This window comes from Lancefieldella rimae ATCC 49626, assembly GCF_000174015.1.
GTDB lineage: Bacteria > Actinomycetota > Coriobacteriia > Coriobacteriales > Atopobiaceae > Lancefieldella > Lancefieldella rimae.
In genome coordinates, this window is record NZ_ACFE01000002.1 from 105,892 (window position 1) to 132,026 (window position 26,135).

Here is a 26,135-nt window from a genome sequence, read left to right on the forward strand (position 1 = left end):
TACGGATGGACAACTCTCTGATACATACGCGATAAGTATACTTCTTATCTAAAAAATGAAAGCGTACAGTTGCAGGTAATATAAGAAATTGATGAATACTGTACAAGACTCGCCCAGTCTCTCTAAGATAAGTATCGTATTTGTTATGGCATCCTTACCGCACAATACAGAGAGGTTCCCTTCGTGCCTAAAGAAGAGTTTACTGACATATCCACAGATGAGAGCGGTGCTCGTGAGCTTATCTCCTTTGTTCTCTATCTCTTTGAAGCCAACCGTCCTGTCTCACAAACAACTCTGCAAAGAATTTTTTGTGCAGAAAAGTCCCACGAAGCTGCTCGAAAAAAATTAGGGCGTTTTTGTGAACGCGCCAAGATGCTCGGAATCACTATCAAAAAAACAGGAAATTTCTCAACTGGAACCCTCGAAATTGATCCTATTTCTTTTTATTCTCCAACAAACCTTCCTCCCGAAGATACTCTTTTGGGATTTATAAAAGCCTGTGAGGCGCTTCTCGCCGGCAATACACTCCCCTACGCAGACACGCTTCGGGTAGCACTTGCAAAACTAGACCCTACTTTTGTTGCCTTGGAGATGCCTTTCGACAACAGACCCTCGCATCAATCTGAAAAATCGCGAATTTTAGATACTCTGTTTTCTGCTCTCGATAAGACCTGTGCCGTAGAAGCGTGCTACGAAGACGCATCGACCCATGAAAAAACGCTCCTACTTGCACCTTATGGCCGTTTTGCAGCATATGGCGGTGAATATTTTGTTGCTGCCCAACTTTCTCAAAATGGCACCTTATCATACCCACCAAAGACATACCGAATCGATCGGTTTAAATGGGTACGTCTGCACCCAGAGATTTCATTCGAAATTCCTGCCGGCTTCTCCATTCAAGACTTTTATTTCTTCCCCTTTGAATTTGGCTCGCAGGATCCTGTACAACTAACGTTTAAGCTCATGAAAAACACTCCCATCCCCTTACAGCGCCAACTAAAACAGCGCGCAATTTATGAACCACAAACGGATTGCTGGTCTCTTTCCGTGCGAAATATATCCGAGGCTGTCGTATGGGCAATTGCAAATGACATACTTCCCGTTGCTCCTCAACCGTTTGTTACCATGTGGAAAGAGTATCTTTTAGGCGGGGTGAACCACTATGCCAACAAATAGTAACTCCGGACGAGACGGGCAAATAAGCGTTGCGCGAAAACTCCTTGTTCTTATTGAAGCCCTGAGCGCAGAGGGCGCTTATATCGACAAAAAAGAAGTTGCTCGACGCCTCGGCCTTTCTGATACCGAGGCTCACCTCCTCTTTTATCTCCTACTTTCAACGGACCGTGGTGAATATCAACCGCTTCCTTTTGTCTCAGATGACTCTCTTTCCTATATAGCGGCGCATACCCCTCTGAAACCTTCTCTTTTTGATCGCCGACCGGCTCTCACCTATTCTGAAACACTGTCTCTAGCAGTGGTTTTTCGCGCACTTAAAATATCGGCCGATAGTCCCTTACAAAAGCTTCTCTCTCCGCCCGTCTCCTCACATGTCGTTTCTGAAAAACTCATAGATCGAGTTGTTCAGCCGGAAGTTTCCGACACCGAGCAAGCACGCCTTTTTATCTGTGCCAAAGCAATCGCGGCGCAGGAAAAGTTGCTTTTCTCTTACCGACACACAAATTCTCTTGATAAGAACAAAGAGCACCCCTCAGACGAGAGAAGCGTTCTTCCCCTTGAAGTAGTCTGGGATGTCTCCGGCTGGAAACTTGAAGCATTTGATTTAAAGAAGCACGACACGCGAACCTTTTTTATTCACCGCATGGAAAACCTCAAAGCGGCCTCTTTGGACTTTGAGGAGCTTAAGCAGGCATATCTTCCTGCAGAAACAGCGGATGTTCCTAGGGTCACCCTCTTTTTTGACGATAAGAAATATCTGTCGCTTTTTGGATGGCATGACCTTCAGATTGTTCAAGACAATACTGATGACGCTCTCTCTAAGCCAATTGATTCATCTAAACTTATCGTAGCCTCCGTGCCCTTTTTCAAAAACGAATGGCTTCCGCGGCACGTATTGGCCTGTCACGGACATGTATGGACCGATGATCCCGCCCTCATCAATGACATACAAAACCTTGCTCAAAAACTTCTCCGCAAGTCAGACAATCGTTAAGCCCCATGTTCTTCTCGCCAGCGGACAATAAAATTCTTTACGTCTTCTCTGCATATAATATCCGCCTGCTTTTTTGGAAGAGAATTTAAGAACTGCTTTCCGTATCGCTTGGACACAACCCGAGAATCCGCAAGAACAAGTATGCCCTTATCGCTGCCACTGCGGATGAGTCTGCCTGCGGCCTGTTTCGTAGCAATAACGGCTTCCGGCAATGCGTATCTCCACCACGCGCGCTCTTCTCGCTGTGAGCGCTCTTTGGAAATCGGATCATTTGGGCTTGCAAACGGAAGCCGAGGAATAACTACACAACGCAGCGTATCTCCTGCGGCATCAAATCCCTCCCAAAACGATTTAAGCGCAAAAAGCGAACATGCCTCGTCCGCAACAAAGCGATCACGAAGACGTCGTGCGGATCCGCTTCGTTCTTGACATTCAAGCAATAAACCTCGCTCTGCAAGACGGGGCTTGAGCCTCTCGTAGAGCTGCTCCATATCTCGACGATTTGTGAACAGCGTTAGAACGGAGCCTCCCATACCAACATGAATATCATAGAGAGCGTCTTCGAGAACTTGCAGATATCTGGCATCGTTTGGCTCGGGGATGTCTTTTGGAACAACAACTGCCATATTCTCATCAAAATCAAAACTTGAATCAAGTTCTCTGCTTTGGTGTGAAAAATCTCCTTTACTTAACCCGATTGCCGCATCAAAGTGATCAAAGTTATGCGAAACCGCCATGGTTGCCGAGGTAAAGACAACCGAGTGCATCTCGGGAAGCCATTTTTGTGCAAGCTCCTCTCCAATATCGAGCTTCTCGGCACAAAGCATTTCTTGTCCCCTATTGGATTTTGATCGAGAGAGCTGTGCGGAATATACGTAGCTTGTATCTTTTCCCGCGCATATCAGCTGTAGGCCAAAGAAAAACTCTGACAAAAACGACGTTGATTCCTTAAGGTTTGCCGCCAGTTTGGCATCTACCGGACTCAAGGCAGCTCCTGCTTCATCAAAGGCTTTAATGGCGGGCTCCAAAGTCTCAATACAACGTGCTCCCGCATCTGCCACTTCTTTCCACTCTTCGGTCTCTCGTATTTCTCCGTCAATCCAAAGCGACACATTGCTGTATCCGCCGTCGCCTTTTGCAAGCGGCAGGAGTGCATGTACGCATGAAAAGAACCCGGACGAGGCAACCATCGCGCGAGCCGTTGAGTATGCGGCCTTCACGATCATGCGCTCGAGAAGAGATGCTCCTTCAAGCTTTGCGGAAGCCGCGATGATTGATGAAAGGGTGCCACTTTTTTGCGTGCCTAAAAACTCAAAACCCGCGCCGATCTTGTCGCCCTGTAATTCAATTGCCCACTGTCGGCGTGCCTCAGCTTCAAAGCCATGGGCTTCGTCAATCACCCAATGCCTGATAGGAGGAAGTATCCTGCCATCAACGGAAACGTTTCTAAGGAGGAGCGAGTGATTAGTTACCACGACATCAGATTCAGCGGCCCGCCGACGCGCACCATGTATAAGACACTCATGCGGAAAATAAGGACATTGGTTGCGCAAGCACTCGCGAGAAGTCGTCGTAAGGAGCTTACGGGGCACATAGCGCCACCTGATACCAAGCGCATCCAAATCACCGTCAATCGACTGGCATGAAAACGCATACGAGACGGCAAGCGCAGTGAGCATGTCAGCCGCAATGGAAGCCTGCGATCGACTCTCATGCTTATACAGACCAAGCGGCAGCTCTTCCTCCACTGCCCTGTCCATCCTGTGAAGACACGGATAGTGATCGTAGCCTTTAAGACTACAAAACGTTACGCCGCCGGGAATCACCCGATTAAGGGCCGGAAGCTCATGAGACACAAGCTGATCGGTAAGGGCATTTGTCTTGGTAGCAATACCAACGGTAACGTTGTTTGCTTTTGCGAACAAAACCTCCGGCAACAAATACGCAATCGATTTACCTACACCGGTGCCTGCCTCAATTGCTCTATGTGATGATGTGGCGAGCGCTTTTCTCACTTCAAGCGACATTTCACATTGCTCCGGTCGCACCTCATATGCATCATACATACGAGAAATAAGGCCCTGCGGAGCAAATGCCTGTTTTATTTCAGATGCCGAAGGAACCTTGGGCGGCGGATCCTGATCTCTTGCGTCAGCGCGGACCTTTCCTTTTTTGCTGGCGACAAGTACGCTGCGTATATCTCTCATTGAAAATGGTCGTGGTGATGTTCTTGTCGTCCCTGCCGCAAGAGCAGCCGCGACACCAGTGGTTATTTCATTTGATTGTGGACCAAGGGGAGCCCCCGTCCCTTTCGCCGCTTCTTGCTTCATGGCGGCAATGTGGGCAAAAATTGGTCGTATTGTCCACTCAACATCCTCGTGCATTTCTGCAAACATATCGAGAAGACCACGGGGGAGATCCAGTAATCCCAAAAGTATAATGCGCCACATCCCTACAAGCGCGTCAACGTCGTCGCTTGCACGATGCGTTACCCGAAGCGCTCCAAAGGCCTCAGCCATACGTGAAAGCTTATGAGAAGACAGTCGCGGAAGTGCAATGCGTGAAAGAGAAAGCGTATCAATCCACGTGTTGGAAACTTCGTGCCCCCCGGGAACTCTTTCTATAAAAGTTCGGTCAAAAACGGCGTTATGTGCAAGAACAGGGAGACCTCCGACAAAATCTGCAAGTGCACTTACGGCCTCTTTAGCGCGCGGAGCTCCCGCGACGTCTTCATCGGTGATGTGAGTAAGCGCCACTATTTCCGGCGGAATAGGTTTTCGAGGGTCTACAAATGTTTCAAAGCGCTCGACAATCTCTCTGCCGGAAATTTTTGCCGCAGATATTTCTATCAAACCACACGTCTTAAAAGAAAGGCCGGTTGTTTCGGTGTCGAGAACAACAATGTCTTCTTCAAGAAGATCAAACTCTGTCGTTTTGGCACGCTCGGCAAGCGTAAGATACGACGCTCGAATGTTTTCGGGAGTGTCGGGAAGAAGAAGATCTTGAAGCTTCCGTTGTGTGTCATCTCGCTGCGTGAGAGCTTCAGACTCAAAGCTCTTCTCGCCGGAAAGATTTGTATCCGCTGTCTGCATATGCCTTATTGTGCTTGGGTTTTACCGTGTTCTTCAAGAGCATACTCAATGAAGCGCGTGCAGAGCTCAGAAAACGGAATACCGTCCGTGCGTGCTGAATCAGGAATAAGCGAGCGTTCCGTCATTCCGGGAATCATGTTTGTCTCAAGAATAACCGGGGTTCCGTCGGCTTTTACAATAAAGTCACTGCGAGAAACGCCTCTGCAACCCAAGGCCTTATGAGCGCATATAGCAAGCTCTTGAGCACGCGCATACACATCGGGCGCAAGCCTGGCGGGAGTAATGTGATGGAGCGATGCGGGCTCTGCCTTCACCTCAATGCTATAGAACTCATCTTCAAAAACAATCTCGACAATCGGGAGTGCCGTGGGATGGTCGTTTCCGATAACGGGAACCGTAATTTCAGTGCCCACCACACACTCTTCAATCAAAACTCTGTCGCCCTGAGCTCCCGCGTCTTCAATTGCTTGGAGAAGCTGATCTTTGTTCGTAACTCGCGTAACACCAAAACTTGATCCATTCGCTGCCGGTTTAACAAAAATGGGAAGCCCTAAATCTGTAACAACCTGCTCGATTTCCTCGTCGGTAAATTTCGTGCCGGCGCTGACATCGATACCTTTGGGCACGGGGATGCCGGCTTGCTTGTACATAAGCTTCGATACTTCTTTTTCGGTTCCCATGGCTGAGGCGAGCACCCCGGAGAAGGTGTAGGGAATATGGAGAATTTCAAGTAAGCCTTGAATGCAGCCGTCCTCCCCATAGTGTCCGTGCATCGCGACAAACGCCACGTCATATGAGCTCTTCACAAGCTTTTCTATGGCACCGGGAAGTGCAATATCAAGCAGCTCAACCTTTTCAAAACCTGCCTGTTTAAGGGCCTTTTTGACTTCTTCTCCCGATTGCAGAGAAATTTCATGTTCGTCAGACCAACCTCCGGCCAAAACAATGACTGAAAGCTTTTTTAATTCATCGCGCGTCATGTACGCTCCTTCAAAGTCAGCTGCTAAAATACACCCAATAAAGATTTCTCTTATAAGAGGATACCGCGAGAACACAATAAGATTACGGACAAGGATAAAAATGCAGTCAGATACTACCCCAAGCGATGCTTATTCCCCCCAAAAACCCTCCCCTTCGATTAAGCGTGGTCTAAAGACACTTTCCCATGCAGAAATCGTTGAACTTGTAGAGAATCTCGGACAACCAAAATTTCGCGCAAAGCAATTGGAAGATTGGATGTGGTCTAAGGGTGCAACTTCGTTTGATCAGATGAGCAACCTTCCAAAGTCACTTCGGGCGGGGCTTGCAAAGACAGTCTCTTTTCAAAGCATCACTCAGGTGACCCGTCAACTCTCCCAAGATGGCAGCCGTAAATATCTCCTCCAATATCCTGATAACGTATGCGTCGAATGTGTTGGCATGCCTACGGGAAATAAGCTCGCCGTTTGTGCTTCAACACAGGCAGGATGCGCTATGGGATGCGCTTTTTGTGCCACTGGAGCAGCCGGACTCACGCGGTCTCTCTCGGCATCTGAAATCTACGACCAGGTTCTTCACATCCGGAATGACTTTGAAATGCGTGTTTCAAGCGTTGTCTTTATGGGACAGGGAGAGCCCTTCATGAACTACGACAATGCTCTTGAAGCGCTGAGGCTTCTCAATTCCCCTCACGGTCTTGGCATTGGCGCACGTCATCTTACGATTTCTACCTGCGGTGTTATTCCAATGATTAAGCGCTTTGCAAACGAGCCGGAGCAGTTTACTTTGGCGGTCTCTCTCCACTCTGCCGTTCAAAAAACTCGTGACATACTTATGCCTGGAGTCCGAAAATACTCTCTTCTCCATCTGTATGACATCATGGGAGAGTATGTCGAGAAGACCGGACGGCGTCCCACCTATGAATATGCCCTTATTGGTGGCATAAACGACTCTGAAAACGAGCTTGGAGCCCTTCGTGATTTCTGCCGTGGAACCCTTGCACATGTTAATCTCATTCAATTAAACGAGATTCCAGGGTCTAAATTTCATCCTTCAACCCCAGCTCGCGCACAACAATTTGTCACGAAGCTGGGGGAAGTTGGCGTTGAGGCTACTATAAGAATTTCTCGCGGGGCGGACATTGATGCTGCCTGCGGACAGCTCAGTCAAAAACTTCGTCAGCTCTAAGACAGTCGCTTGGATATTAGAACTTTTGTTCTAATATCCAAGCTCAGACCATTGATGGTCTATATCCTTTCTGTGCTCATCAAGGTTTATCGAATGATCCTCAATACCGGATGAATCTAAAGCAGAAAGAACTCTTTTTGTTGAAGAGATGGTCTTTTTCCCCGCTGTAAGCACTTTTCTTCGAGCGTCTTTTGTAAGAAGACAATAGGTTGTGGCAATTGTGGCTCCCGCAAAAATACCAGATACAAAAAGCAGCCGAGGTCTAATCCCCACGAAGACCATCTCCTTGAGTAAGAAGGCCAACAAGTCTTGCCAGTTCTTCATCGTCCGAAAATTCTATTTCAATCTTATTCTTCCCGCGAATATTTCGAACCTTCACTGTTGTGTCAAGTGCAAGACGTAGTTGTCGAGCAGCTCTCTTATACGTTTGAGGTAATGGTTGACGCTGAACCTTTACGTTCTCTCTGCCAGAAAAAAGTGGTGCAAGGTTTTCTGTCTGTCTCACCGACAAATTTTCTTCTATTACCTTCTGAGCAAGCTTTAAGCGTCCTTCTTCGCCGGCAACCGCTAAAATTGCACGAGCATGCCCCGCCGAGAGCTGTCCCAAAGCCATATACTCCTGAATTTCTTTTGGAAGATCTAATAAACGCAAGGTATTTGTAATGGCTGAGCGAGACTTTGAAATAATCTTTGAGAGCTGTTCTTGAGTAAGGCCATCTTTTTTTATAAGTTCCTGATATCCTCGTGCTTCTTCAATAGGACTCAAATTTGATCTCTGAAGGTTTTCAATAAGAGCCAGCTTAAATACTTCTTCATCAGATATGTCCCTGATAATGACGGGGACGTCCTTCAAACCAGCTTTTTTAGCCGCTTGATAGCGTCTTTCTCCGGCAACTATTTCAAATCCTGAACCTTTTTTCCTAACAAGTAACGGTTGTAATACACCGTTTTGTTTTATGGAATCCGCAAGCTCTTCAAGTTCTGTCTCGTCAAATTGCTTACGCGGTTGATCTTTATTTGGTTTTAGCTTTGAAACCGCAAGCACTGTCGTTTCTTTTGGCCTTCCTGTCTCTGCATTAGCTTCGTTAATTAATGATGAGAGACCTTTACCTAACCCTGATTTTTTAGCCACGACGAATCACTTCCTTTGCAAGCTTCACGTATGCAAGAGAGCCTTTACTAATACGAGCGTACATACTTATTGGTAGTCCATGACTTGGAGCTTCCGCTATTTTAATGTTTCGGGGAATAAGAGTTTTAAACATCTTGTTGCCAAAGTAGTTTGAAACTTCTTCAACTACTTGCTTTGAAAGAGTGGTACGGCTGTCAAACATGGTCATTACCACGCCGAACACTTCAAGATCCGGGTTAAGATTACTTTGAACCATGGCCATAGATTCAAGAAGTTTTGAAACTCCTTCAAGGGCATAATATTCACACTGAATTGGAACAAGAAGACTATCGGCTGCGACAAAAGCGTTTATAGTAAGAAGACCAAGCGACGGGGGACAGTCAATAAATACATAATCAAACTCGTCTTTTACCTCTTCAATTGCTTTCTTTAATACATACTCTCGATTTTCCTTATTTACAAGTTCAATTTCAGCACCGGCAAGTTGTATGGTTGCGGGAACAACAAAAACACGTTCTTCTGGAGTTGGAAGAATGAGGTCTTTAATGGAATATTCGTTGAGAATCACATCGTAAATATCATGTTCAAGCTCTTCTTTTTCTATTCCATACCCACTTGTAGCGTTTCCTTGGGGATCAAAATCAATAAGAAGTACTTTCTTCTTTGTCTCTCCAAGGGCAGCGGTTAAGTTGACAGCTGTCGTTGACTTTCCAACTCCGCCTTTTTGGTTAATAATCGCAATAACCTTACAATCCTTCTCGGGATATGCACGCTTTTGGTCTTTATAGTCCATATTTCCTCCGAATTGACCCAAAACGTTACCGACATAATAATCTTGCCGAATGTTTCACGTGAAACATTCGGCATTTCTTTACGCAACAATCGTACACTAATTGTCATCCGCAAAGTGGATGTTTTTTTGCTTCTCCATTTTTTCTCGGTAAGATTATTCTCGATTTCTTATTCTTTTGAAAAATGAGAATCTCCCGATGTCCAAATTCGTTCGGTAACTCAAATGTTTCACGTGAAACCATTTTAAATCCACAAAGTTTTGCCATCTGAAGTGCGTCTTGAAGCTCTTTTTCCTCAATATTTGCCTTTTGTAAAAGGAGTTTTCCTTGGTCCATCAGAAACGGCTCGGCGTATTCCATAACAACATTTGCTTTTGCTACAGCTCGGGCAACAACAAATCGAAAGCTTCTTTTCATTTTTGCTTCTATTTCTTCTGCACGCATTTGTTTTGCAATAATTCTATCCTGTATTCCAAGCTGCTCGGCAAACTCATTTACCGCAGAAATCTTCTTTCCAATAGAATCAATAAGAAGCCCTTTACACCCTAAGACACAGCCAAGAGGAATTCCAGGAACTCCACCTCCGGTTCCTATGTCACAAAAAGAATCTTCTTCTGAACATAGCATAAATTTTGACAGCAAAAGGGAGTCCAATATATGGAGTACGAGTGCACTGTCTATATCAGTAATACGGGTTAAATTGAGAGTTTTGTTTTTCTCAAATAATAATTCAAGATACGTGAGAAGAAATTTCCGTTGTTCATGCGTTGTAGAAAGATCATATATATTAAGAAGTCTCAAAAGTTTCTTCTCGTTCTCCTCTGTATATACTTTCTCCATATCCAGTGACTCCTTACTCTCAGTAAAATGACAAAACCTTCTATAGCAGAAACTCTTGTCAAAAAGAAAGGGAGGATTTCTCCTCCCTTAGTGTACTTGTTATAAGAAAAAACTTAAACATTCACTGCCGTAATAACAACACGCCTATACGGATCCTCACCTTCAGAATGGGTGGTAACTTGATCCTCTCCACGAAGCGCAATATGTACAAGACGACGCTCGTACCCATTCATAGGAGCAAGAGCTATACGATTTCCATTTTTCTTCACGCGTTCAGCGGCAGAGCGCGCCATGCTTTGAATCTTTGCTCGACGACGACTCTTATATGATTCTACGTCCACAACTATTGGATAATGGAAGTGAAGAGAAGCACTCATAAGTGAGGAGAGTACCATTTGAAGGGCGTCCAGCGTATTTCCATGGCGACCAATAAGAATAGCTAAATCCCCACCCGTAATATCGAGAATAAGTTCTCCCTCGTCTCCATCGTACTCATCAATCTCACATTCATGCTCACCAAAAAAGGAGAGAAGATGCTTAAGATACAGAACCGCCTTATCGGCTATCTTGTCCATCTCAGAATCCGTTAAAGCGATACCATTTTCATAATGAGATCTAATCTCGCTAAATTCGTCCGTTATGCCTTCTACAGAGAGAGAAACCTGGGAAAGATCGCTCTCGTCCATATCAATTTCTTCCACGCCATCCTCCATTATTATATAAAAATATTAACTATTATCTTTTCAGAACTTCGCCAAGCTCTTATTTTAAAGCAACGTAGATTTCTAGTTCTTTTTATGCTGACGCGGCTTTCTCTCTTTACGTACTACATCAACCTCAATAGGCTTATTTTCCATCTGTGCAGATACCTTGGCTTTTTCTGACTCAAGAATCTTATTTGTGATAAGTTTCTGCTGAATAACCTGCCAAAGAGAAGACGTTACGTAATACAAAAGGACAGCGGCAGGAACGGTCCAACCAAACCAAAGCATCACAAGAGACATCATGCCTCCCATAAGCATCTGCTGTTGTTTCTGCTCAGAAGCCCCGTTGTTGGCATTCATCATCATAGGAATAAAGGTAAGTACACCAAAAAGTATGACAAAAACGAGGTACGGAATTACCCCGGTAATGCCAGAAGAAGCAAAAACCTCAGCAGGTGAAGATGCAATGGAGGAGAGGATTCCATAAAAGTGAGCATCATGAGGGACGTTTCTTGCAACGGTAAAGAGTGCAAAGAAGATAGGCATCTGTAAAAAAATTGGGAGACATCCGCCGAGAGGATTGAACTTTATCTCAGCATAGAGTTTGCGCATTTCCTCTTGCTGTCTAACCGGATCGTCTGCATATCGATCTTGAATCTCTTTAAGTTTTGGCTGCACCACTTGCATGCGAGCCATCGACGCTGTTTGCTTATTTGTAAGCGGTACAAGAAGCAAACGGATAATGACGGTTAAAATAATGACCGCAAGACCCCAGTCACCACAAAACCCTTGGATTCCCGAAAGAATCGAAGTAAGTAAGTTAATAATCCAATCCCACATAGTTCCTCCGATCCGCTCCTTCACGGAACGGGATCATAGCCTCCGGCATGAAAAGGATGGCACCTAAGAATCCGTTTAATGGCAAGTTTGCTTCCTTTTCCAACACCGTATTTTTGTATCGCCTGAACTGCATATTCTGAACAGGTTGGCGTATAAATACAATGTGCCCGAAACAAAGGAGATATGTTTCGTTGGTAGAAGCGAATTGCGCTTAAAAAACAGCGAGCGAGAAAAGAAGTTCTTCTCGATACATTCATAAGATACCAACTTTTCCGAGTAACCTTTGTAACTCACGTGAGACATCCTGTAAGGATGCATTATGAGTTTGAGGCGTTGCAAAAAGAATAATACCGTATCCTTCCACAGGTAGGCTTTCTATACGAGCAGCTTCTCGTAATACTCGCTTACATCTGTTTCTAACTACGGCATTCCCTAGTCTTTTTGGTGCTACAAAAGCAACACGAGCCTCGCCGTCCTCACAAGTCTTTGCTACTCGGATACAGATAAGAGAGCCATAGGCTCTCTTTCCGCAAGAGAAGACCCTTTCGAACTCACGGGGAGACTTAATGGTCTTCATAGAAACAAATCCTAAACGGTAAGGCGCTTGCGCCCCTTAAGGCGGCGACGAGCGAGCACGGCACGACCGTTCTTGGTTGCCATACGTGCACGAAAACCATGGGTGGTAGCGCGCTTGCGCTTATTAGGCTGGTAGGTACGCTTCATAACTATTCCCTCCCGGACGGGTACTATATCGAGCAAAAAGCTTTCAAATTGTACGCGCCTTATACCAAATTTGTCAATCAAATTGCAGATACTTATAAAGGTTTGCTTTTACTTTCGAAGAAAGATTGATACTTGTGTTGTAGAAGCCGTCTTTCATTTCATCAATATATATCTGAATGAAATGTTTCTTTTCGTTCAAAATGATATGAAATGATACTATTATTTCAGCGCTTTTCTATTTGTATTATAGTTTTCAACATATTGTTTATTATTTGTTGAAAACTGTTATTCATTTGAAATGTTGTGAAAAGTTTTTAACATAATGTTGAAAACTTGTTGAAAAGGAAGTTTTGTGGTGCGGGATTTTTATCCGTTTGTAGAAGAATCACCAACCGATGTTTCTTCTACAAACAACAAAGACAACATGGAAGAACTTACTGTTCGTTATGAAACGCGTATTGCCGTATACGACGATGTTGCCGCCGCTCCCCGTGTTGTTGTAATTGAACCCACAGAAATTCGTTCATATCTTGAAGAAATCGTTCAAGCGGTTAACCGCCTCTCTCACGAGCAAGGTGGTCAAATTCCTTTTATGGTAATGCGTGAGATTGTAGAAAACTTTATCCACGCACATTTTGCGTCTCCTACCATTACCATCCTTGACCACGGTAACACCATTCGTTTTTCAGATAGGGGACCGGGTATTAAAGAAAAGGAACTTGCTCTTCAATATGGGACTTCAAGTGCCACTGAATCAATGAAACACTATATTAGAGGCGTTGGCTCAGGCCTTCCATATGCTCAGCAATACATGATTGATAAAGGTGGGAGTCTTACCATTGAAGATAACATCTCAGGAGGAACCGTTGTTACTATTTCAACACGATCTGCCTCTGATGCCCACACACAAACACGTCCTTCAACAGAAAAGATAGAGATCTTTTCAAGAGAAACTTCTTCTCAAGGTTCTTTTAAACAAGACAGCTCTTCTCGTGATAAAAACCCAGATACATCACACTTTTCTCTTTCTAAAATAGAAATCTCACCAAGAGGACAAAAGGTCTTTGCATATCTCTCAGAGCATGAACTTGTTGGTCCAACAGAACTTGTTCGTATGTATGATCTTTCAATTCCAACCTGGTCTCGTGAACTGAAAAGTTTAGAAGAGATTGGCCTTATTAAAAAGATAGGCCAAAAGTACCAGCTTACGCAGGCCGGACTTGCTTTGCTTTAGGTTCTTTTATCAAGAATCTGCGAAAGTTTTCAACAATTCCACAAAACGAAGGCGAAGTTTTCAACAATCCAGAGTATACTAAATGACCCTTTTAACACTTGTCGTTTGGTGGGTAATGGACATTTCGCTTGAATCAAGTGCGACAGAGTTGTGGCAGGATACCATTGATCTTCTTATTCAAGAGGATCAACCGGCTCCTTTTGTTGCTATGTTACAGAGCTGCATCCCTTTATCTCTTGAGGGGTCGGTTTTGTCTGTCAAAACAAACCTGCGAGGTGCCTATAACAACATTGTAAAAAATCAACCCGTTGTAGAACATTATCTCTCCCAAGCCGCTTTTAGGGATACAAAGCTTTCTATTAGCTTTGTAAAACAAACAAAAGATTCGCCGGTACAAGAAAAAAGTGAAAAGACCTCTTTTAACCCTTTTACTTCAGTTGTATCTCCTGAAGAGATACATAGTTGGAATGAATCTTCTCACCAAAATACACAGACCTCTCATACCACCCAGAGAAAGCATCTTTCTAAAAAGAACATAATAGATGCAAAAAAGAGGAACAACCCTCTTATTGAGAAGAAAATTACTGATGAAACGTCAAAACTCACGTTTGATAGATTTGTTGTTGGTGAAGAGAATGAATTTGCTTTTGAACAAGCTCTTCGTGTAGCAAACGATGAAAAAGGGAAAGGAAACCCTCTTTTTATCTATGGGAGTAGTGGTCTTGGTAAGACACATCTTCTGCGCTCAATACAAAACTACATTATAGAGAACGACCCAAGCCGGCTTTGTGTCTATAAAAACGCCACTTCTTTCATTGACGACTACACGCGCGCCATGAGAAACAAAGCTGATGGCGCACCTCAAATTCTCACTGAAGCCTATCAAGACATTGATGTTCTAATCATTGACGATGTACAAAAACTTGCCGGAAAAGCGGGTACATTAAGTTTCTTTTTTGATACGTTTAACTCTCTTAAAACAGACGGGAAACAGATTGTTCTCGCTGCTGATAGAACCCCTTCTGATCTTGGACTTGGAGCCGAGGGATTTGATGAGCGTATTACTACCAGAGTGAGCTCCGGTATTGTTATTGGTATAGAACAACCAAGTTATGAAATGAAAGTAAACCTCATTAACACGTTTTGTGAGCGCATTCACAACGAAGCTGTTACAGAAGGGCTTACATATCTACAAGGCACGCTTTCTGAAGAAACAATTCAATATATGGCCGAGAGAAGCGGTCAAAGCATCCGTGTTATTGAAGGATTCTGTAATCGTTGTGTCGGCGAACAAACGCGCGCAGAAGAAAAGGGTAAATCCATTACTCGTGACGATATCGATAAGATTGCCTCAACCGTTTGGCCTAAAGAGACAAAAATCATTACGGTTACTAAGATTCAACAGGCTGTAACTTCTCGATATGGTATTAGCCATGATGATTTGGTCGGTCAAAAACGCAGTCAAGACATAGCAGAAGCACGTCATGTTGCAATTTGGCTCTCTCGAAATCTTTGCGATCTCACGCTTGGCGACATAGGCAAGAACTTTGGAGGTCGTTCTCATGCAACCGTTAAACATAGTATTAAGGTTGTTGATGATTGGCAGAGAGAAAATAAACAACTTTATGACCGTGTGTTTCATCTTCAAAGAGACATCACCGAAGGAAAGAGTGAGTAATGAAGAAAACATGTTGGAAGTATGTTGAAAGATGTTGAAAACATCGAAGATATCTCAGAGAAGGGAATGCAAACAGAAAGATATGTCAAAAGAGGTTTAAAGATACACGTGAATACCGAAAGATTTTTCTGACCTCTACCTGTTTCTTTTCACCTTTTTCTACATTTCAACAAAGCTTATTATTACTACTGTCCTTTTTCTTTTACTATTATATAAAGAAGGGAATGTTATGAACTTCACTGTTAGTCAGTCCTCATTACAAACCGCCCTTGATATCGTAATGAAAGGTATTGGATCAAATCCTTCATTACCTATTCTCTCTGGTGTATATCTGAAGGCTCAAGAAGGAACTCTTGAGATTCAATCAAACGATCTTACCGTCTCCATTAAACATAAAGTGGCAGCTAATGTTGAAGAAGAAGGAGAAACGGTTGTTTCTGCCAAAGTTCTGCAGACTATTGTAAAAAACCTTCCTGATGCGGCTATTACTTTTAAATATGAAGATGAAGGAATAAAGCTTACCTGCCAAAAGTCAACATATCACCTCACGGTTCTTCCTGTAGCAGATTGGCCGGCATTTCCTGAAGTTGTTCCCGAGAAGAGCATCGAGCTTCCGAGTGCACTTCTCTCTAAGATGGTTGATAAGATATATAGAGTGGTTTCCCATGATGTTTCTCGTCCTATTCTTCAAGGAATTTTCCTTACTGCAGAAGAAAACACCATTCGTCTTGTAGCAACCGACTCATTCCGCCTTGCGGTTTGTGATACGCATACCGATACTCCGACCGGAGAAAAGTTCGAAGCAATAATCTCGGGTGAAGCAATTCACAATGTTCTTTCAATGCGTACAATGACCGAAACCATTATGGTGGGAATAAGTGATAACCAAGTGGTGTTTACTTTTGGAAATACCACACATGTTTCAAGAAAGATTGAAGGAAACTATCCTGACTATAAAAAACTCTTAGCTCCCTCTTGTTCTACCGCAATAACACTCCCTATTGAAGAGACCTCTGCCGCAATTAAACATGTATCTGTCGTTGCTCTTCAAAACTTTGCAGTGCGACTTGATATTGACGCTGAAGGTGGAGAAATTTGTTTCTCATCCTCTTCACCTGATCAAGGAAATGCCTCTGAAACTATAAAAGCAGACGTTGAAGGAAAATCACTTACGATTGGATTTAATTATCAATATGTATTTGACTGCTTAAATGCTCTCTCAGAGCAAAAAAGTGTTCGTTTTGAACTGTTAAGTGAAACACAACCTGCAGTATTTAAAGCAAGCGGTAAGATTAACTACCTCTACCTTCTTATTCCGGTTCATCTGTAAGTAGGGTTTGTGGGACTTATCGTCAACAACATATCGCTTGTAAATTTCCGCAACTTTCGGATGTTGAGTGTAGATTTTTCACAATCTATAACGATTCTTGTTGGACATAATGCCGTAGGGAAAACAAACACAATAGAAGCACTTCAAATGCTTACTGCAGGGTATTCATTTAGAAAACCTACTCCAGTACAGCTTATGCTTGAAGGGGAGAAACAAAGTAAGATTCATGCCCATCTCACGGGAGACGGTCGGGTTATTGATCTTTCTTGTACAATTTCTTCCTTACGCCGACAGTATGAGAAAAATGGAAAGAAGTGTCATGCAACTGACATTCCAGGAGATCTTATGTCGGTTCTCTTTACGCCTGATGACCTTGCGTGCATTAAGAGAAGTGCCTCATATCGAAGGGGAGAGATTGATGACTTTGGAAAGCAGGCAAACAAAACGTACGCAAAAGTGCTTGCGGCATATTTGAGAAGTATTGAACAAAGAAATAGACTCTTAAAGGAAAATGTTGTTGACTTTAGTTTACTTAGTGCATGGGATACCTCAGTTGCTCTTGGTGGAGCAACGCTGCTTTGTGCGCGTCTAAAATTGTTTAGAAGACTTTCAGCCAAAACAAGTGAGATTTATAAACAAATCAGTGGGGGAGAAGACCTTGTTTTGCGGTACGAGTCGAGCATAGGAGAGATATCGGCTGATCAGACAAAAGAGGAATTACTGGATAAGTTCCTTTCATCTCTTAAGGATGCACATGGTGTTGATGAAAGACGTCAACAAACCACTGTTGGTCCTCATAGAGACGATATTGTCTTTTTAATTAACGGAAAAGACGCTCGGATGTATGGATCTCAAGGTCAACAACGCTCCGTTATTCTCGCCCTTAAGATGGCAGAGGTTTTAGTATCAGAAGAGATTCTTGGTACAAAGCCACTTTTGCTTCTTGATGATGTCATGTCTGAACTTGATAAAAGTCGTCGTGAAGCAATCATGAATTTTACGTTTGGAGATATTCAAACCGTTATTACCACAACTAATCTAGGATATTTTTCTCCGGATATGGTTGATGTTGCAAAAGTGGTGAGTTTTGAATGAATGCGCACCATGTGTCTTATAAAAAAGATGGTTTTCAAAATGAAGAGCAAGAGAAAAAAAGAGGGGGCGAGAAGAACCTTTCTTCTCTTTTAACTTCTTATTTTGAAAAGACTCGTGTTACGGATACCTCAAGCACTAACCACGCAGCCCTTCTCGCGTGGTACTGTGTGGCAGGGATCGCTGAGAAAGAGCATACAACAGGCGTATTTGTTGTACCGGCAAAATACAACCAGTCGCCGAAACTAATTGTGTATGTTGATTCAAATTCGCTGCGTATCGATTGTATGGCTCGTCGAGAGGTATATCTGCAAAGGTTTGCCACTGTTGGTTATGAGTTTTCATGTATTGAATTTAAACTTTCGAAGTATAAAAAGAAGCAAATAACAGCCGATGTTCGTCTTGTGGCCGAGCCAGAGAAAAAATACTATACTGCTCCGGAAAGCGAACTGACCCAAGACCAAAGAGAAACAATTGAAAGTATTGTAAAAATACTTCCCGAGTCATATCGTGAGGAAGGATATAAGGCCGTCCTTGCTTCTTTTCTTCGTAGGAAGTGTGAATAGTCGAGAAAAGGCAAAACCACCCCACAAATACGTTCAGGATGCGTAATGAGACGTAATTTTAATGATGAGATGGTAAATTTTCGCATGGCCAAGGGTAATTTACGAAAAATGAAGTAGAATAAATAGGTTATTTATCTGAGTCAAAAGAGAGGACAGCGAGTGGCAAAAGAAAAGAAGTCAAACTACAGCAGTGATGACATTACTGTTCTTGAAGGACTGGAACCGGTTCGTAAACGCCCCGGTATGTATATTGGTACCACTTCTTCTGCTGGTTTGCATCATCTTGTATGGGAGATCGTTGACAACTCAGTAGATGAAGCCCTTGCAGGATTTTGTACCAAAATTAAGGTAACGGTGCATGCAGATAATTCCGTTTCCGTTGAGGACAACGGTCGCGGCATTCCCGTTGATATACACCCAAAAAAGAAGATACCGACGCTTGAGGTTGTTCTTACCATCCTGCATGCAGGAGGAAAGTTTGATAACAGTGCGTATAAAGTCTCCGGTGGCCTTCATGGTGTAGGTGTCTCAGTAGTTAATGCCCTTTCAAAGCGCATGATTGCCGAGGTAAAACGTGATGGCAAGATCTATCAAATGGAGTTTAAACGCGGTAAAACCACTCAAAAAATGAAAGAGATTGGTAAGACCAAGTCAACCGGAACCACCATTACCTTCTGGCCCGATGATACTATTTTTGAAACCACAACGTATAATTTTGATACGCTGCGTGATCGTCTTCAGGAAACCGCATTTTTGAACAAAAACCTAAAGATCGTCTTAACGGATGAGCGCGAACTCATTCCGCGTGTGGTCGAGTACCAATATGCAGGCGGTATTATTGACTTTGTTAAGTATTTGAATGACGAGAAGACCGTCCTTACCGGACTTTCTAAGCCAATCTATATCGAGGGTTCTTCTGAGCCTGATGCTCCTACATCGCAAATGGGCGAGGTAGAAGTTGCCATGCAATGGAACACCGAATTTAATGACCGAACACTTTCCTTTGCAAATGATATCTATACCGAAGAGGGCGGTATGCACCTTGAGGGATTCCGTACCGCATTAACGAAAGCAGTTAATGATTACGGTACTCGTCAAGGAATTCTCAAGGAGAAGGATCCCAAACTTACCGGTGATGATATCCGTGAAGGACTTACCGCAGTTATTTCCGTTAAACTTCCCGATCCTCAGTTTGAAGGCCAAACAAAGGCAAAGCTTGGCAGCTCATATATGCGTACTCTAACCAACAAGATCGTATCTTCGGGTCTTGCGGAGTATCTTGAGGAGCACCCCAACCAGGCAAAAGAGATTCTTAAAAAAGCTACCCAGGCAGCAAAAGGTCGTCTTGCCGCTCGTAAAGCGCGTGAAGCGACACGACGTAAAGGACTTCTTGAGTCGGCATCTCTTCCGGGGAAATTGGCGGATTGCTCGGTAAAAGATCCCGAAATGACCGAACTTTTTATTGTCGAGGGAGACTCCGCAGGTGGTTCGGCTAAAATGGCACGAGACCGTTCCATCCAGGCGGTATTACCACTGCGCGGAAAGATTCTCAACGTTGAGCGTGTACAAGCTCATCGCGCTCTTTCTTCAGATACCATTACTTCACTTATTACTGCAATTGGCACCGGCGTGGGAGAAGAATTTAATCTTGAAAAGGCACGCTACCATAAGATTGTTATCATGACCGATGCTGATGTTGACGGCTCTCACATCCGTATTTTGCTTCTCACCTTCTTCTACCGGTATATGAAACCTATGATTGACGCTGGCTATATCTATGTGGCACAACCACCGCTTTATCAGATTAAAGCCAAGGGTAAAAAGCACGGCAAATACATTTATACCGATGAAGAGCTTGCCGTTGAAGCCAAACAGTTTGAAGACAGCTCAAAGTATACGGTTCAGCGCTACAAGGGTCTTGGTGAGATGGATCCTGAGCAGTTGTGGTCAACCACTATGGAGCCAAAGAACCGCATCCTTTTGAAAGTAACCATTGATGATGCAATGGCTGCCGACAGAGCGGTTGCCGATCTTATGGGAAATCAGGTTGAAAAGCGCAAGGACTTCATTCAAACCCATGCAAAAGACGTGCGATTCCTCGACATTTAGATCTTCTCGCAAGCGCTGAGAGAAGTTGTTTTTGCAACCAGTGAAAGGGTAGACAGTGGCAGACGATACACATACGCACGATAACGATATACCAAACGATATCGAAGATCGTGATTTTGATAATCAAGATGAGCGCGAAGACGAATATGACGAGAATGACGGAGAGCTCGACGAGTCCAGTGAGGATGAGTTTGACGCCGAGACCGGTGTAAGCCTTGCCGGAGCCACCGTGTCTCATACCATTACAGATGAGGCGGGAACGCGTCTTGATCTCTCCGACATTCATGGCGGCACGCTTAAGCCAACTGACATGGCCGACGAAATGCGTACGTCGTTTTTGGAGTATTCCATGTCCGTCATCGTTGCCCGCGCACTTCCGGATGTGCGTGACGGACTTAAACCAGTACACCGCCGCATTCTCTATGCTATGAACGAAGCTGGCATTACTCCTAATAAACCGCATAAAAAGTCCGCATGGGCCGTCGGTGAAGTTATGGGTAAGTATCACCCACATGGCGACTCTGCCATTTATGATTCCATGGTACGTATGTCGCAGGACTTCTCGATGCGCCTGCCACTCATTGATGGTCACGGTAACTTTGGCTCCATTGATGGCGATCCGCCAGCGGCCATGCGTTATACCGAGGCTCGTCTGACTCGCTCCGCCATGGAGATGCTTGCCGACCTCAATAAAAATACCGTTGACATGCAGCCAAACTACGACGAGGCCCTGACGGAGCCTGCCGTACTTCCTGCCCGTTTTCCAAACCTCTTGGTAAACGGTTCCTCGGGTATTGCCGTTGGTATGGCCACCAACATCCCGCCGCACAATTTGGGCGAGGTTACCGAAGCCGTATGCATGATGATTGACAACCCCGACGTCACCACGGAAGAGCTCATGGAAGTGCTTCCCGGACCTGACTTCCCAACGGGTGGCATTATCATGGGAACGCAGGGTATCAAAGACGCATACGAAACCGGACGTGGCTCCATTACGGTTCGCGCTAAAGTGCACGTTGAATCTACCAAAAATGGTCGCCAGCGCCTTGTTGTGACAGAGATTCCGTATCAGGTTAACAAAGGTCTTTTGCAAGAAAAGATCGCCCAAGCGGTTAACGAGAAAAAAATAGAGGGAATCTCCGACATGCGCGACGAGTCAAACCGCAAGGGTATGCGCATTGTTATCGACCTTAAGCGTGGAGAAGTTCCTCAGGTAGTTCTTAACAACCTCTATAAGCGCACACAGCTCCAGTCCAATTTTGGCATCATTGACCTGGCCTTGGTTGACGGTGTGCCTCGCACGCTTTCCCTGCGTGAGATCCTGCGCTGCTACATTGACCATCAAATTGACGTGGTGCGTCGTCGTACCGAGTTTGACTTGGATAAGGCGCTCAAACGCGTTCATATCTTGGAAGGCTTGCTGACGGCTGTCGATAATATTGACGAGATTGTCCATATTATTCGCAGCTCACAAGACGATGCCGAAGCAAAGCGCCGCATGCATGAGCGCTTTGATCTCGACGACATTCAAGGTGAGGCAATTTTGCAGATGCGTCTGCGCCGTCTTACCGGTCTTGCACGTCAAGATCTTGTTGATGAGATTTCTCAGCTTCGTGAAGACATTGCATATTACGAGGATCTTCTCGCCCACGAAAACAAGATTCTGGCAGTCATTGCAGATGAACTCCGTGATATTTCCAACCGCTTCTCAAATAAGCGCCGTACCCAGATTTCTGACCAGGATGTTCAAAATTTGGACGTCGAGGACCTTATCGCTGAAGAAGATATGGTCGTTACCGTTACGCATGCCGGGTATGTAAAGCGCGTCCCCGTTGAGATTTACCGGTCTCAGAAGCGCGGCGGTAAGGGAGTTCAAGGCGTTTCTCTTAAAGAGAACGATTTTGTTGAGGAGCTCTTTGTTGCGTCAACGCACGATTACGTGCTGTTCTTTACAAACTTTGGCAAGGTCTACCGAGTAAAGGTGCACGAGCTTCCCGTGGGAAATCGTACTACCAAAGGAAATGCGATTGTAAACGTTTTGTCCCTCTCGGAGGGAGAGAAGATCGCGGCTGTCATTACAACTCGTGATTTCCCTGCCGAGAATTATCTGATGTTTGCCACCAAGCAAGGCATGGTCAAAAAGACCGCCATGTCCGAGTATGACCGTACGCGTAAAGACGGCATCATCGCCATTAATCTCAAGCAGGGCGATGAGTTGGTTAATGTCCGTCGTGTTCATCCGGGCGACAAGGTAATCCTCTGCTCCTCTGATGGCAAAGCGATTCTCTTTGACGAGTCACAGGCTCGCGCCATGGGTCGCGGTACTTCAGGGGTACGCGGTATTATGCTCAAGGGTGAAGCAACTATGCTTGGCATGGAGATTACAAATGGCAACGGTGACCTCTTTGTTATTACCGAGAAGGGCTACGGAAAGCGTACGGCGGTATCCGAGTATCCTGAGCATAAGCGTGGCGGACAAGGTGTCTTTACCATTACAATGACGGCCAAGAAAGGCAAGTTGGTTGCGTGTCGTGTGGTCGGACCGCAGCATGAAATCATGATTATGTCTGAGGAAGGCGTTGTTATCCGCGTTAAGGCCGTGGACATCTCCAAGTTGGGCCGCTCAACACAGGGCGTCAAAGTCATGAATATCGGTGCTGATGACCATGTTTCCGCCATTGCCCGTATGATCGTCCATAAGAAGAAAGCTCCAAAGCATGCGGAAAACCAGGGAATGCTTGATTTGGCAGCAGCAGGAGCAAGAGATGCCGACGAAACCGAAGTCGTTGACCTTGGTGATGAGGAAGAGCTCGATGAGTCTTTGATTGACGAGGATGATGAGTAACAGACATCTGTCTGCTGAGCAATGTACGCAAAGACGCCCAAGCAGTTGCCTGGGCGTCTTTTCTTAAAGGTTTCTGGCTTGTAATGGACTTATGAGAAATCCTCAGGATTAAGGCTTTCGACAAAATCGTGGAACTCAGCCAGTTCCTGCTTTTTAACGTCCTTCTCGACATCGGCAAAATCAGGAGCTGCGGCCGTTTCAAGGACCGTCTCATCAGCATAAATCGGAGAACCCGTGCGTACCGCAAGAGCAACGGCATCAGAGGGTCTGGCATCAATGTAGTGGTGTTCTCCTTCAGAGGAAATGATTTCCAACTGTGCGAAAAAGGTTGTTCCGGTAACACCAATGATCCGCACGCTTTTAAGGTCTGCCTTAAGCGCATCAAGGATAGAGCGCATAAGATCGTGGGTAAGGGGACGCCCCTGTGGTGTTTGGTCAACTCCAAGACTGATTGACATGGCCTCAATGTGGCCAATACGGATAGGAAGTTTAATCGAAGAATTATGAAGAGTATCTTTAGGTTCAAGTATGATAATCGAGGCGATAGGACCGCCGCCAACGACAACTGACTTGATATCCATCTTTCGTAATGACACTACAACCACCCAGATAAACGCCTTACTTTACACGTGTTTAGTAAGAGGATTTTTAAAAGCGTACCCCCCTGCTTTTGCGCGATAATTGTACCCATTATTGGGTATTATTAAAACAAATCGAGAAAAGTGTTGACCGTAGGAAAACTGCGTTGTATCATTGCTTCCTGCGTTGGGCCTGTAGCTCAGTTGGTCAGAGCGTCCGGCTGATAACCGGGAGGTCACAAGTTCAAACCTTGTCAGGCCCACCATTCTTGTGACAATAGTCACCCCAGCGATAGCCGAGTCGCCGCTGGGGTGATTATTACGGGTGCTCGGATTCTAATCTGGGTGCGTCATAAGGGGAATTAGCTCAGCTGGGAGAGCGCGGGCTTTGCAAGCCTGAGGTCAGGGGTTCGATCCCCCTATTCTCCACCAAATGTTCAAGGTCAGAGACACCTGTTTCTGACCTTTTTTGTATGGGAGATATCTGAAGCTCTTTGGTTATCTTAGCGCTGCCAAACTTGCAGCAAGTTGGGCACAAGTTGCCATACTTGGCGCATTTCTGGCAGCGCTAGGCAGTATGATCATGCTCGTAAGGTTTTCTCGCAATCGTTGAAATTGTGTATCAACGGCTGTCTGCAAATCCACAGGCAGCCGTTTTGCTTTAGTTGTGCTTTTCTTATGAGGTGGCGAATTGGTACCAAACTGGATGTTTATGGGTGGTTTGATTCACAACTAAACGCTCAAATTGGCGGGAAAACACAACTAAACATGCATTTTGCTTCCAAAAACCACCCGTAAACCCCTCAAATGGATCGTTTTTCGAATGTTAATTTCACACTCTTTAGGTTTTCCTCTTTAACAAAAAGTACAGCGTAGGCACAACAAGCTTTACGCAAGCAAGCAACGCTCACAATACACAAAGAACATACCGGTAACCGTTAATATCGTCCACTTATCGAATAGTTGAGAAGATTTTGCGAAATTTGAGTAGGATTTATGCAAGAGCACGTTCTTTTCATTGAAGCTGTGGATATCCACAAAAGGAGAAAAGAGTTTTTATGATGAACCTTACTCGTCGCGGCTTTCTTGGTGTTAGTACAGTTGTAGCTGGATTGGGTCTTACAGCCTGCAACAACTCGGAGAAAAAGGCCGACTCGGACAATGATGGCAAAAAAGACGCTGCTGACACCAACTCTGTTGAGACCGTTGGAGCTTCAGAAGAGCTGGTAAAAGCGGCAAAAGAAGAAGGAAAACTGGTAGTATATGGCTCCTGCGAAGAGGAGTACCTAAATGCGGTGTGCAACAACTTCAAGAAGTTGTACGGCATTGACGTACAAGCACAGCGCCTGTCTACCGGTGAGGTTGCTGCAAAGATTGAGGAAGAAAACGGACACCCGTCTGCCGATGTATGGTTTGGCGGCACAACCGATCCTTACAACGTAACGTCTTCAAAGGGCTTGCTTGAGCAGTACGAGCCAAAGAATGCCTCGCATCTTATCTCAGATAAGTTCAAGAGCACAAATAATGACTGGTACGGCATTTACAAGGGTATCTTGGGAATCATGTACGACAAGAACGAGCTTGAGCGCCTCAAGATTGATCCTCCTCAGGACTACAAAGACCTTACCGACTCCAAGTACAAGGGTCTTATTTGGTCTTCCAACTACAATACCGCCGGTACCGCAAAGTTGATTATCAATACGGTCATTCAAAAGTATGGTCATGACCAAGGCGTTCAATACCTTGTTGATCTCGACAAGAACATCGCTCAGTACACCAAGAGCGGCTCTGGACCGTCCAAGGCAATCGGTACCGGAGAATGCACTATTGGACTCGGCATGCTTCATGACGGCATCTATCAGATTGTTGATCAGGAGCACGATAACATCGGCCTTCAAATTCCGAGCTCAGGTGCATCGTATGAGGTTGGTGCTACGGCAATCTTTAAGGGAGCTGCACACGCCAATGCAGCAAAACTTTGGGTTGAATATGCTCTTTCGCCGGCATGCGTCAATCTCGCACAGGAAAACGGCTCGTATCAGTTCTTGGTAATTGATAACGCAAAGCAGCCAGAGATAGCCACGCAATACGGACTTGATCCTAATAACGTAATGGATTATGACTTCGAGAATGCTAAGAAGAACACCGAGCAGTACGTTAAGGACGTTATGGAAGCCTTGGGCGGCGGAGACAACCGCTTTAAGACGGAATAGAGTCTGTGCAAGCAAGACCATTTTCTTGTCTC

General features: G+C 44.8%; 23 protein-coding genes and 2 tRNA genes. 13 read left to right on the forward strand and 12 right to left on the reverse strand.

The genetic code is table 11. The features are described from left to right. Positions 1 to 183: 183 nt before the first annotated feature. Both ATORI0001_RS03255 and ATORI0001_RS03260 read left to right on the forward strand, forming a co-directional pair. Complete coding sequence (locus tag ATORI0001_RS03255; protein WP_003149520.1) at positions 184 to 1,176, forward strand: WYL domain-containing protein; 993 nt, start codon at positions 184 to 186, stop codon at positions 1,174 to 1,176. Next, positions 1,163 to 2,170, forward strand: a complete 1,008-nt coding sequence (locus ATORI0001_RS03260; protein ID WP_003149524.1) for a helix-turn-helix transcriptional regulator — start codon at positions 1,163 to 1,165, stop codon at positions 2,168 to 2,170. The genes ATORI0001_RS03255 and ATORI0001_RS03260 overlap by 14 nt, the downstream gene beginning before the upstream one ends. Here the strand turns inward: ATORI0001_RS03260 and ATORI0001_RS03265 are convergent. Both ATORI0001_RS03265 and ATORI0001_RS03270 read right to left on the reverse strand, forming a co-directional pair. Continuing rightward, positions 2,167 to 5,262 (reverse strand): helicase C-terminal domain-containing protein, encoded by a 3,096-nt coding sequence (locus ATORI0001_RS03265; RefSeq protein ID WP_003149455.1) that lies wholly within the window; start codon positions 5,260 to 5,262, stop codon positions 2,167 to 2,169. The two genes, ATORI0001_RS03260 and ATORI0001_RS03265, sit on opposite strands and share 4 nt — an antisense overlap. Before the next feature lie 5 nt (positions 5,263 to 5,267). Next, positions 5,268 to 6,242 (reverse strand): D-alanine--D-alanine ligase family protein, encoded by a 975-nt coding sequence (locus ATORI0001_RS03270; protein WP_003149555.1) that lies wholly within the window; start codon positions 6,240 to 6,242, stop codon positions 5,268 to 5,270. A 100-nt stretch (positions 6,243 to 6,342) separates the two neighbouring features. Here ATORI0001_RS03270 and rlmN point away from each other — a divergent pair, with 100 nt between their 5' ends. Further along, positions 6,343 to 7,428 carry a dual-specificity RNA methyltransferase RlmN gene (gene rlmN, locus ATORI0001_RS03275; RefSeq protein WP_003149284.1) on the forward strand — a complete coding sequence of 362 codons (1,086 nt, stop codon included), beginning with the start codon at positions 6,343 to 6,345 and terminating at the stop codon, positions 7,426 to 7,428. Positions 7,429 to 7,458: 30 nt separating this feature from the next. Here the strand turns inward: rlmN and ATORI0001_RS03280 are convergent, their stop codons facing one another. The 9 genes from ATORI0001_RS03280 to rpmH form a co-directional block, all read right to left on the reverse strand. Continuing rightward, positions 7,459 to 7,701, reverse strand: coding sequence for a hypothetical protein (locus ATORI0001_RS03280; protein ID WP_003149082.1), 243 nt, complete (start codon positions 7,699 to 7,701; stop codon positions 7,459 to 7,461). Further along, the gene (locus ATORI0001_RS03285; protein WP_003149687.1) at positions 7,691 to 8,560 is read right to left on the reverse strand and encodes a ParB/RepB/Spo0J family partition protein; all 870 of its coding nucleotides are present in this window, start codon (positions 8,558 to 8,560) and stop codon (positions 7,691 to 7,693) included. The genes ATORI0001_RS03280 and ATORI0001_RS03285 overlap by 11 nt, the downstream gene beginning before the upstream one ends. After that, entirely contained in the window at positions 8,553 to 9,353 is an 801-nt protein-coding gene (locus ATORI0001_RS03290; RefSeq protein ID WP_003149093.1) for a ParA family protein, read from the reverse strand. The genes ATORI0001_RS03285 and ATORI0001_RS03290 overlap by 8 nt, the downstream gene beginning before the upstream one ends. Before the next feature lie 103 nt (positions 9,354 to 9,456). Next, a complete protein-coding gene (gene rsmG, locus ATORI0001_RS03295; RefSeq protein ID WP_003149199.1) occupies positions 9,457 to 10,191 on the reverse strand; it encodes a 16S rRNA (guanine(527)-N(7))-methyltransferase RsmG in 735 nt (244 codons plus the stop codon). Between the two features lie 113 nt (positions 10,192 to 10,304). Beyond that, positions 10,305 to 10,892, reverse strand: coding sequence for a Jag family protein (locus tag ATORI0001_RS03300; protein WP_003149418.1), 588 nt, complete (start codon positions 10,890 to 10,892; stop codon positions 10,305 to 10,307). An 84-nt stretch (positions 10,893 to 10,976) separates the two neighbouring features. Then, positions 10,977 to 11,735, reverse strand: a complete 759-nt coding sequence (locus ATORI0001_RS03305) for a YidC/Oxa1 family membrane protein insertase (RefSeq protein WP_003149492.1) — start codon at positions 11,733 to 11,735, stop codon at positions 10,977 to 10,979. A gap of 20 nt (positions 11,736 to 11,755) precedes the next feature. Beyond that, the gene (yidD, locus tag ATORI0001_RS07730) at positions 11,756 to 11,992 is read right to left on the reverse strand and encodes a membrane protein insertion efficiency factor YidD (RefSeq protein ID WP_003149532.1); all 237 of its coding nucleotides are present in this window, start codon (positions 11,990 to 11,992) and stop codon (positions 11,756 to 11,758) included. Further along, positions 11,989 to 12,312, reverse strand: coding sequence for a ribonuclease P protein component (gene rnpA / locus ATORI0001_RS07735; protein ID WP_081450666.1), 324 nt, complete (start codon positions 12,310 to 12,312; stop codon positions 11,989 to 11,991). The genes yidD and rnpA overlap by 4 nt, the downstream gene beginning before the upstream one ends. Before the next feature lie 11 nt (positions 12,313 to 12,323). After that, positions 12,324 to 12,458: a 50S ribosomal protein L34 gene (gene rpmH / locus ATORI0001_RS03310; RefSeq protein ID WP_003148884.1), complete on the reverse strand. Its 135-nt coding sequence runs from the start codon at positions 12,456 to 12,458 to the stop codon at positions 12,324 to 12,326. Between the two features lie 352 nt (positions 12,459 to 12,810). On the opposite strand from rpmH, the gene ATORI0001_RS03315 reads away from it, so the two are divergent. The 7 genes from ATORI0001_RS03315 to gyrA all read left to right on the forward strand — a co-directional run bounded on the left by ATORI0001_RS03315 (position 12,811) and on the right by gyrA (position 23,312). After that, positions 12,811 to 13,692 (forward strand): ATP-binding protein, encoded by an 882-nt coding sequence (locus ATORI0001_RS03315; RefSeq protein WP_003149368.1) that lies wholly within the window; start codon positions 12,811 to 12,813, stop codon positions 13,690 to 13,692. 82 nt (positions 13,693 to 13,774) lie between these two features. After that, positions 13,775 to 15,370 carry a DnaA/Hda family protein gene (locus ATORI0001_RS03320; protein ID WP_003149598.1) on the forward strand — a complete coding sequence of 532 codons (1,596 nt, stop codon included), beginning with the start codon at positions 13,775 to 13,777 and terminating at the stop codon, positions 15,368 to 15,370. Between the two features lie 229 nt (positions 15,371 to 15,599). Further along, a complete protein-coding gene (dnaN, locus tag ATORI0001_RS03325; protein ID WP_003148983.1) occupies positions 15,600 to 16,700 on the forward strand; it encodes a DNA polymerase III subunit beta in 1,101 nt (366 codons plus the stop codon). A 9-nt stretch (positions 16,701 to 16,709) separates the two neighbouring features. Beyond that, a complete protein-coding gene (recF, locus tag ATORI0001_RS03330) occupies positions 16,710 to 17,795 on the forward strand; it encodes a DNA replication/repair protein RecF (RefSeq protein WP_003149493.1) in 1,086 nt (361 codons plus the stop codon). Further along, positions 17,792 to 18,358 carry a hypothetical protein gene (locus ATORI0001_RS03335; protein ID WP_003149621.1) on the forward strand — a complete coding sequence of 189 codons (567 nt, stop codon included), beginning with the start codon at positions 17,792 to 17,794 and terminating at the stop codon, positions 18,356 to 18,358. The genes recF and ATORI0001_RS03335 overlap by 4 nt, the downstream gene beginning before the upstream one ends. Before the next feature lie 159 nt (positions 18,359 to 18,517). Further along, positions 18,518 to 20,467 (forward strand): DNA topoisomerase (ATP-hydrolyzing) subunit B, encoded by a 1,950-nt coding sequence (gene gyrB, locus ATORI0001_RS03340; protein WP_003149540.1) that lies wholly within the window; start codon positions 18,518 to 18,520, stop codon positions 20,465 to 20,467. A gap of 55 nt (positions 20,468 to 20,522) precedes the next feature. Further along, positions 20,523 to 23,312, forward strand: coding sequence for a DNA gyrase subunit A (gene gyrA / locus ATORI0001_RS03345; protein WP_003149269.1), 2,790 nt, complete (start codon positions 20,523 to 20,525; stop codon positions 23,310 to 23,312). An 89-nt stretch (positions 23,313 to 23,401) separates the two neighbouring features. On the opposite strand, the gene ATORI0001_RS03350 is transcribed toward gyrA, so the two are convergent. Next, a complete protein-coding gene (locus ATORI0001_RS03350; RefSeq protein ID WP_244851835.1) occupies positions 23,402 to 23,893 on the reverse strand; it encodes a bifunctional nuclease family protein in 492 nt (163 codons plus the stop codon). 186 nt (positions 23,894 to 24,079) lie between these two features. On the opposite strand from ATORI0001_RS03350, the gene ATORI0001_RS03355 reads away from it, so the two are divergent. The 3 genes from ATORI0001_RS03355 to ATORI0001_RS03365 all read left to right on the forward strand — a co-directional run bounded on the left by ATORI0001_RS03355 (position 24,080) and on the right by ATORI0001_RS03365 (position 26,103). Beyond that, positions 24,080 to 24,156, forward strand: a tRNA-Ile gene (locus ATORI0001_RS03355). Between the two features lie 90 nt (positions 24,157 to 24,246). Continuing rightward, a tRNA-Ala gene (locus ATORI0001_RS03360) sits at positions 24,247 to 24,322 on the forward strand. A gap of 626 nt (positions 24,323 to 24,948) precedes the next feature. Continuing rightward, positions 24,949 to 26,103 (forward strand): ABC transporter substrate-binding protein, encoded by a 1,155-nt coding sequence (locus ATORI0001_RS03365; RefSeq protein WP_003149414.1) that lies wholly within the window; start codon positions 24,949 to 24,951, stop codon positions 26,101 to 26,103. Positions 26,104 to 26,135 lie beyond the last annotated feature (32 nt).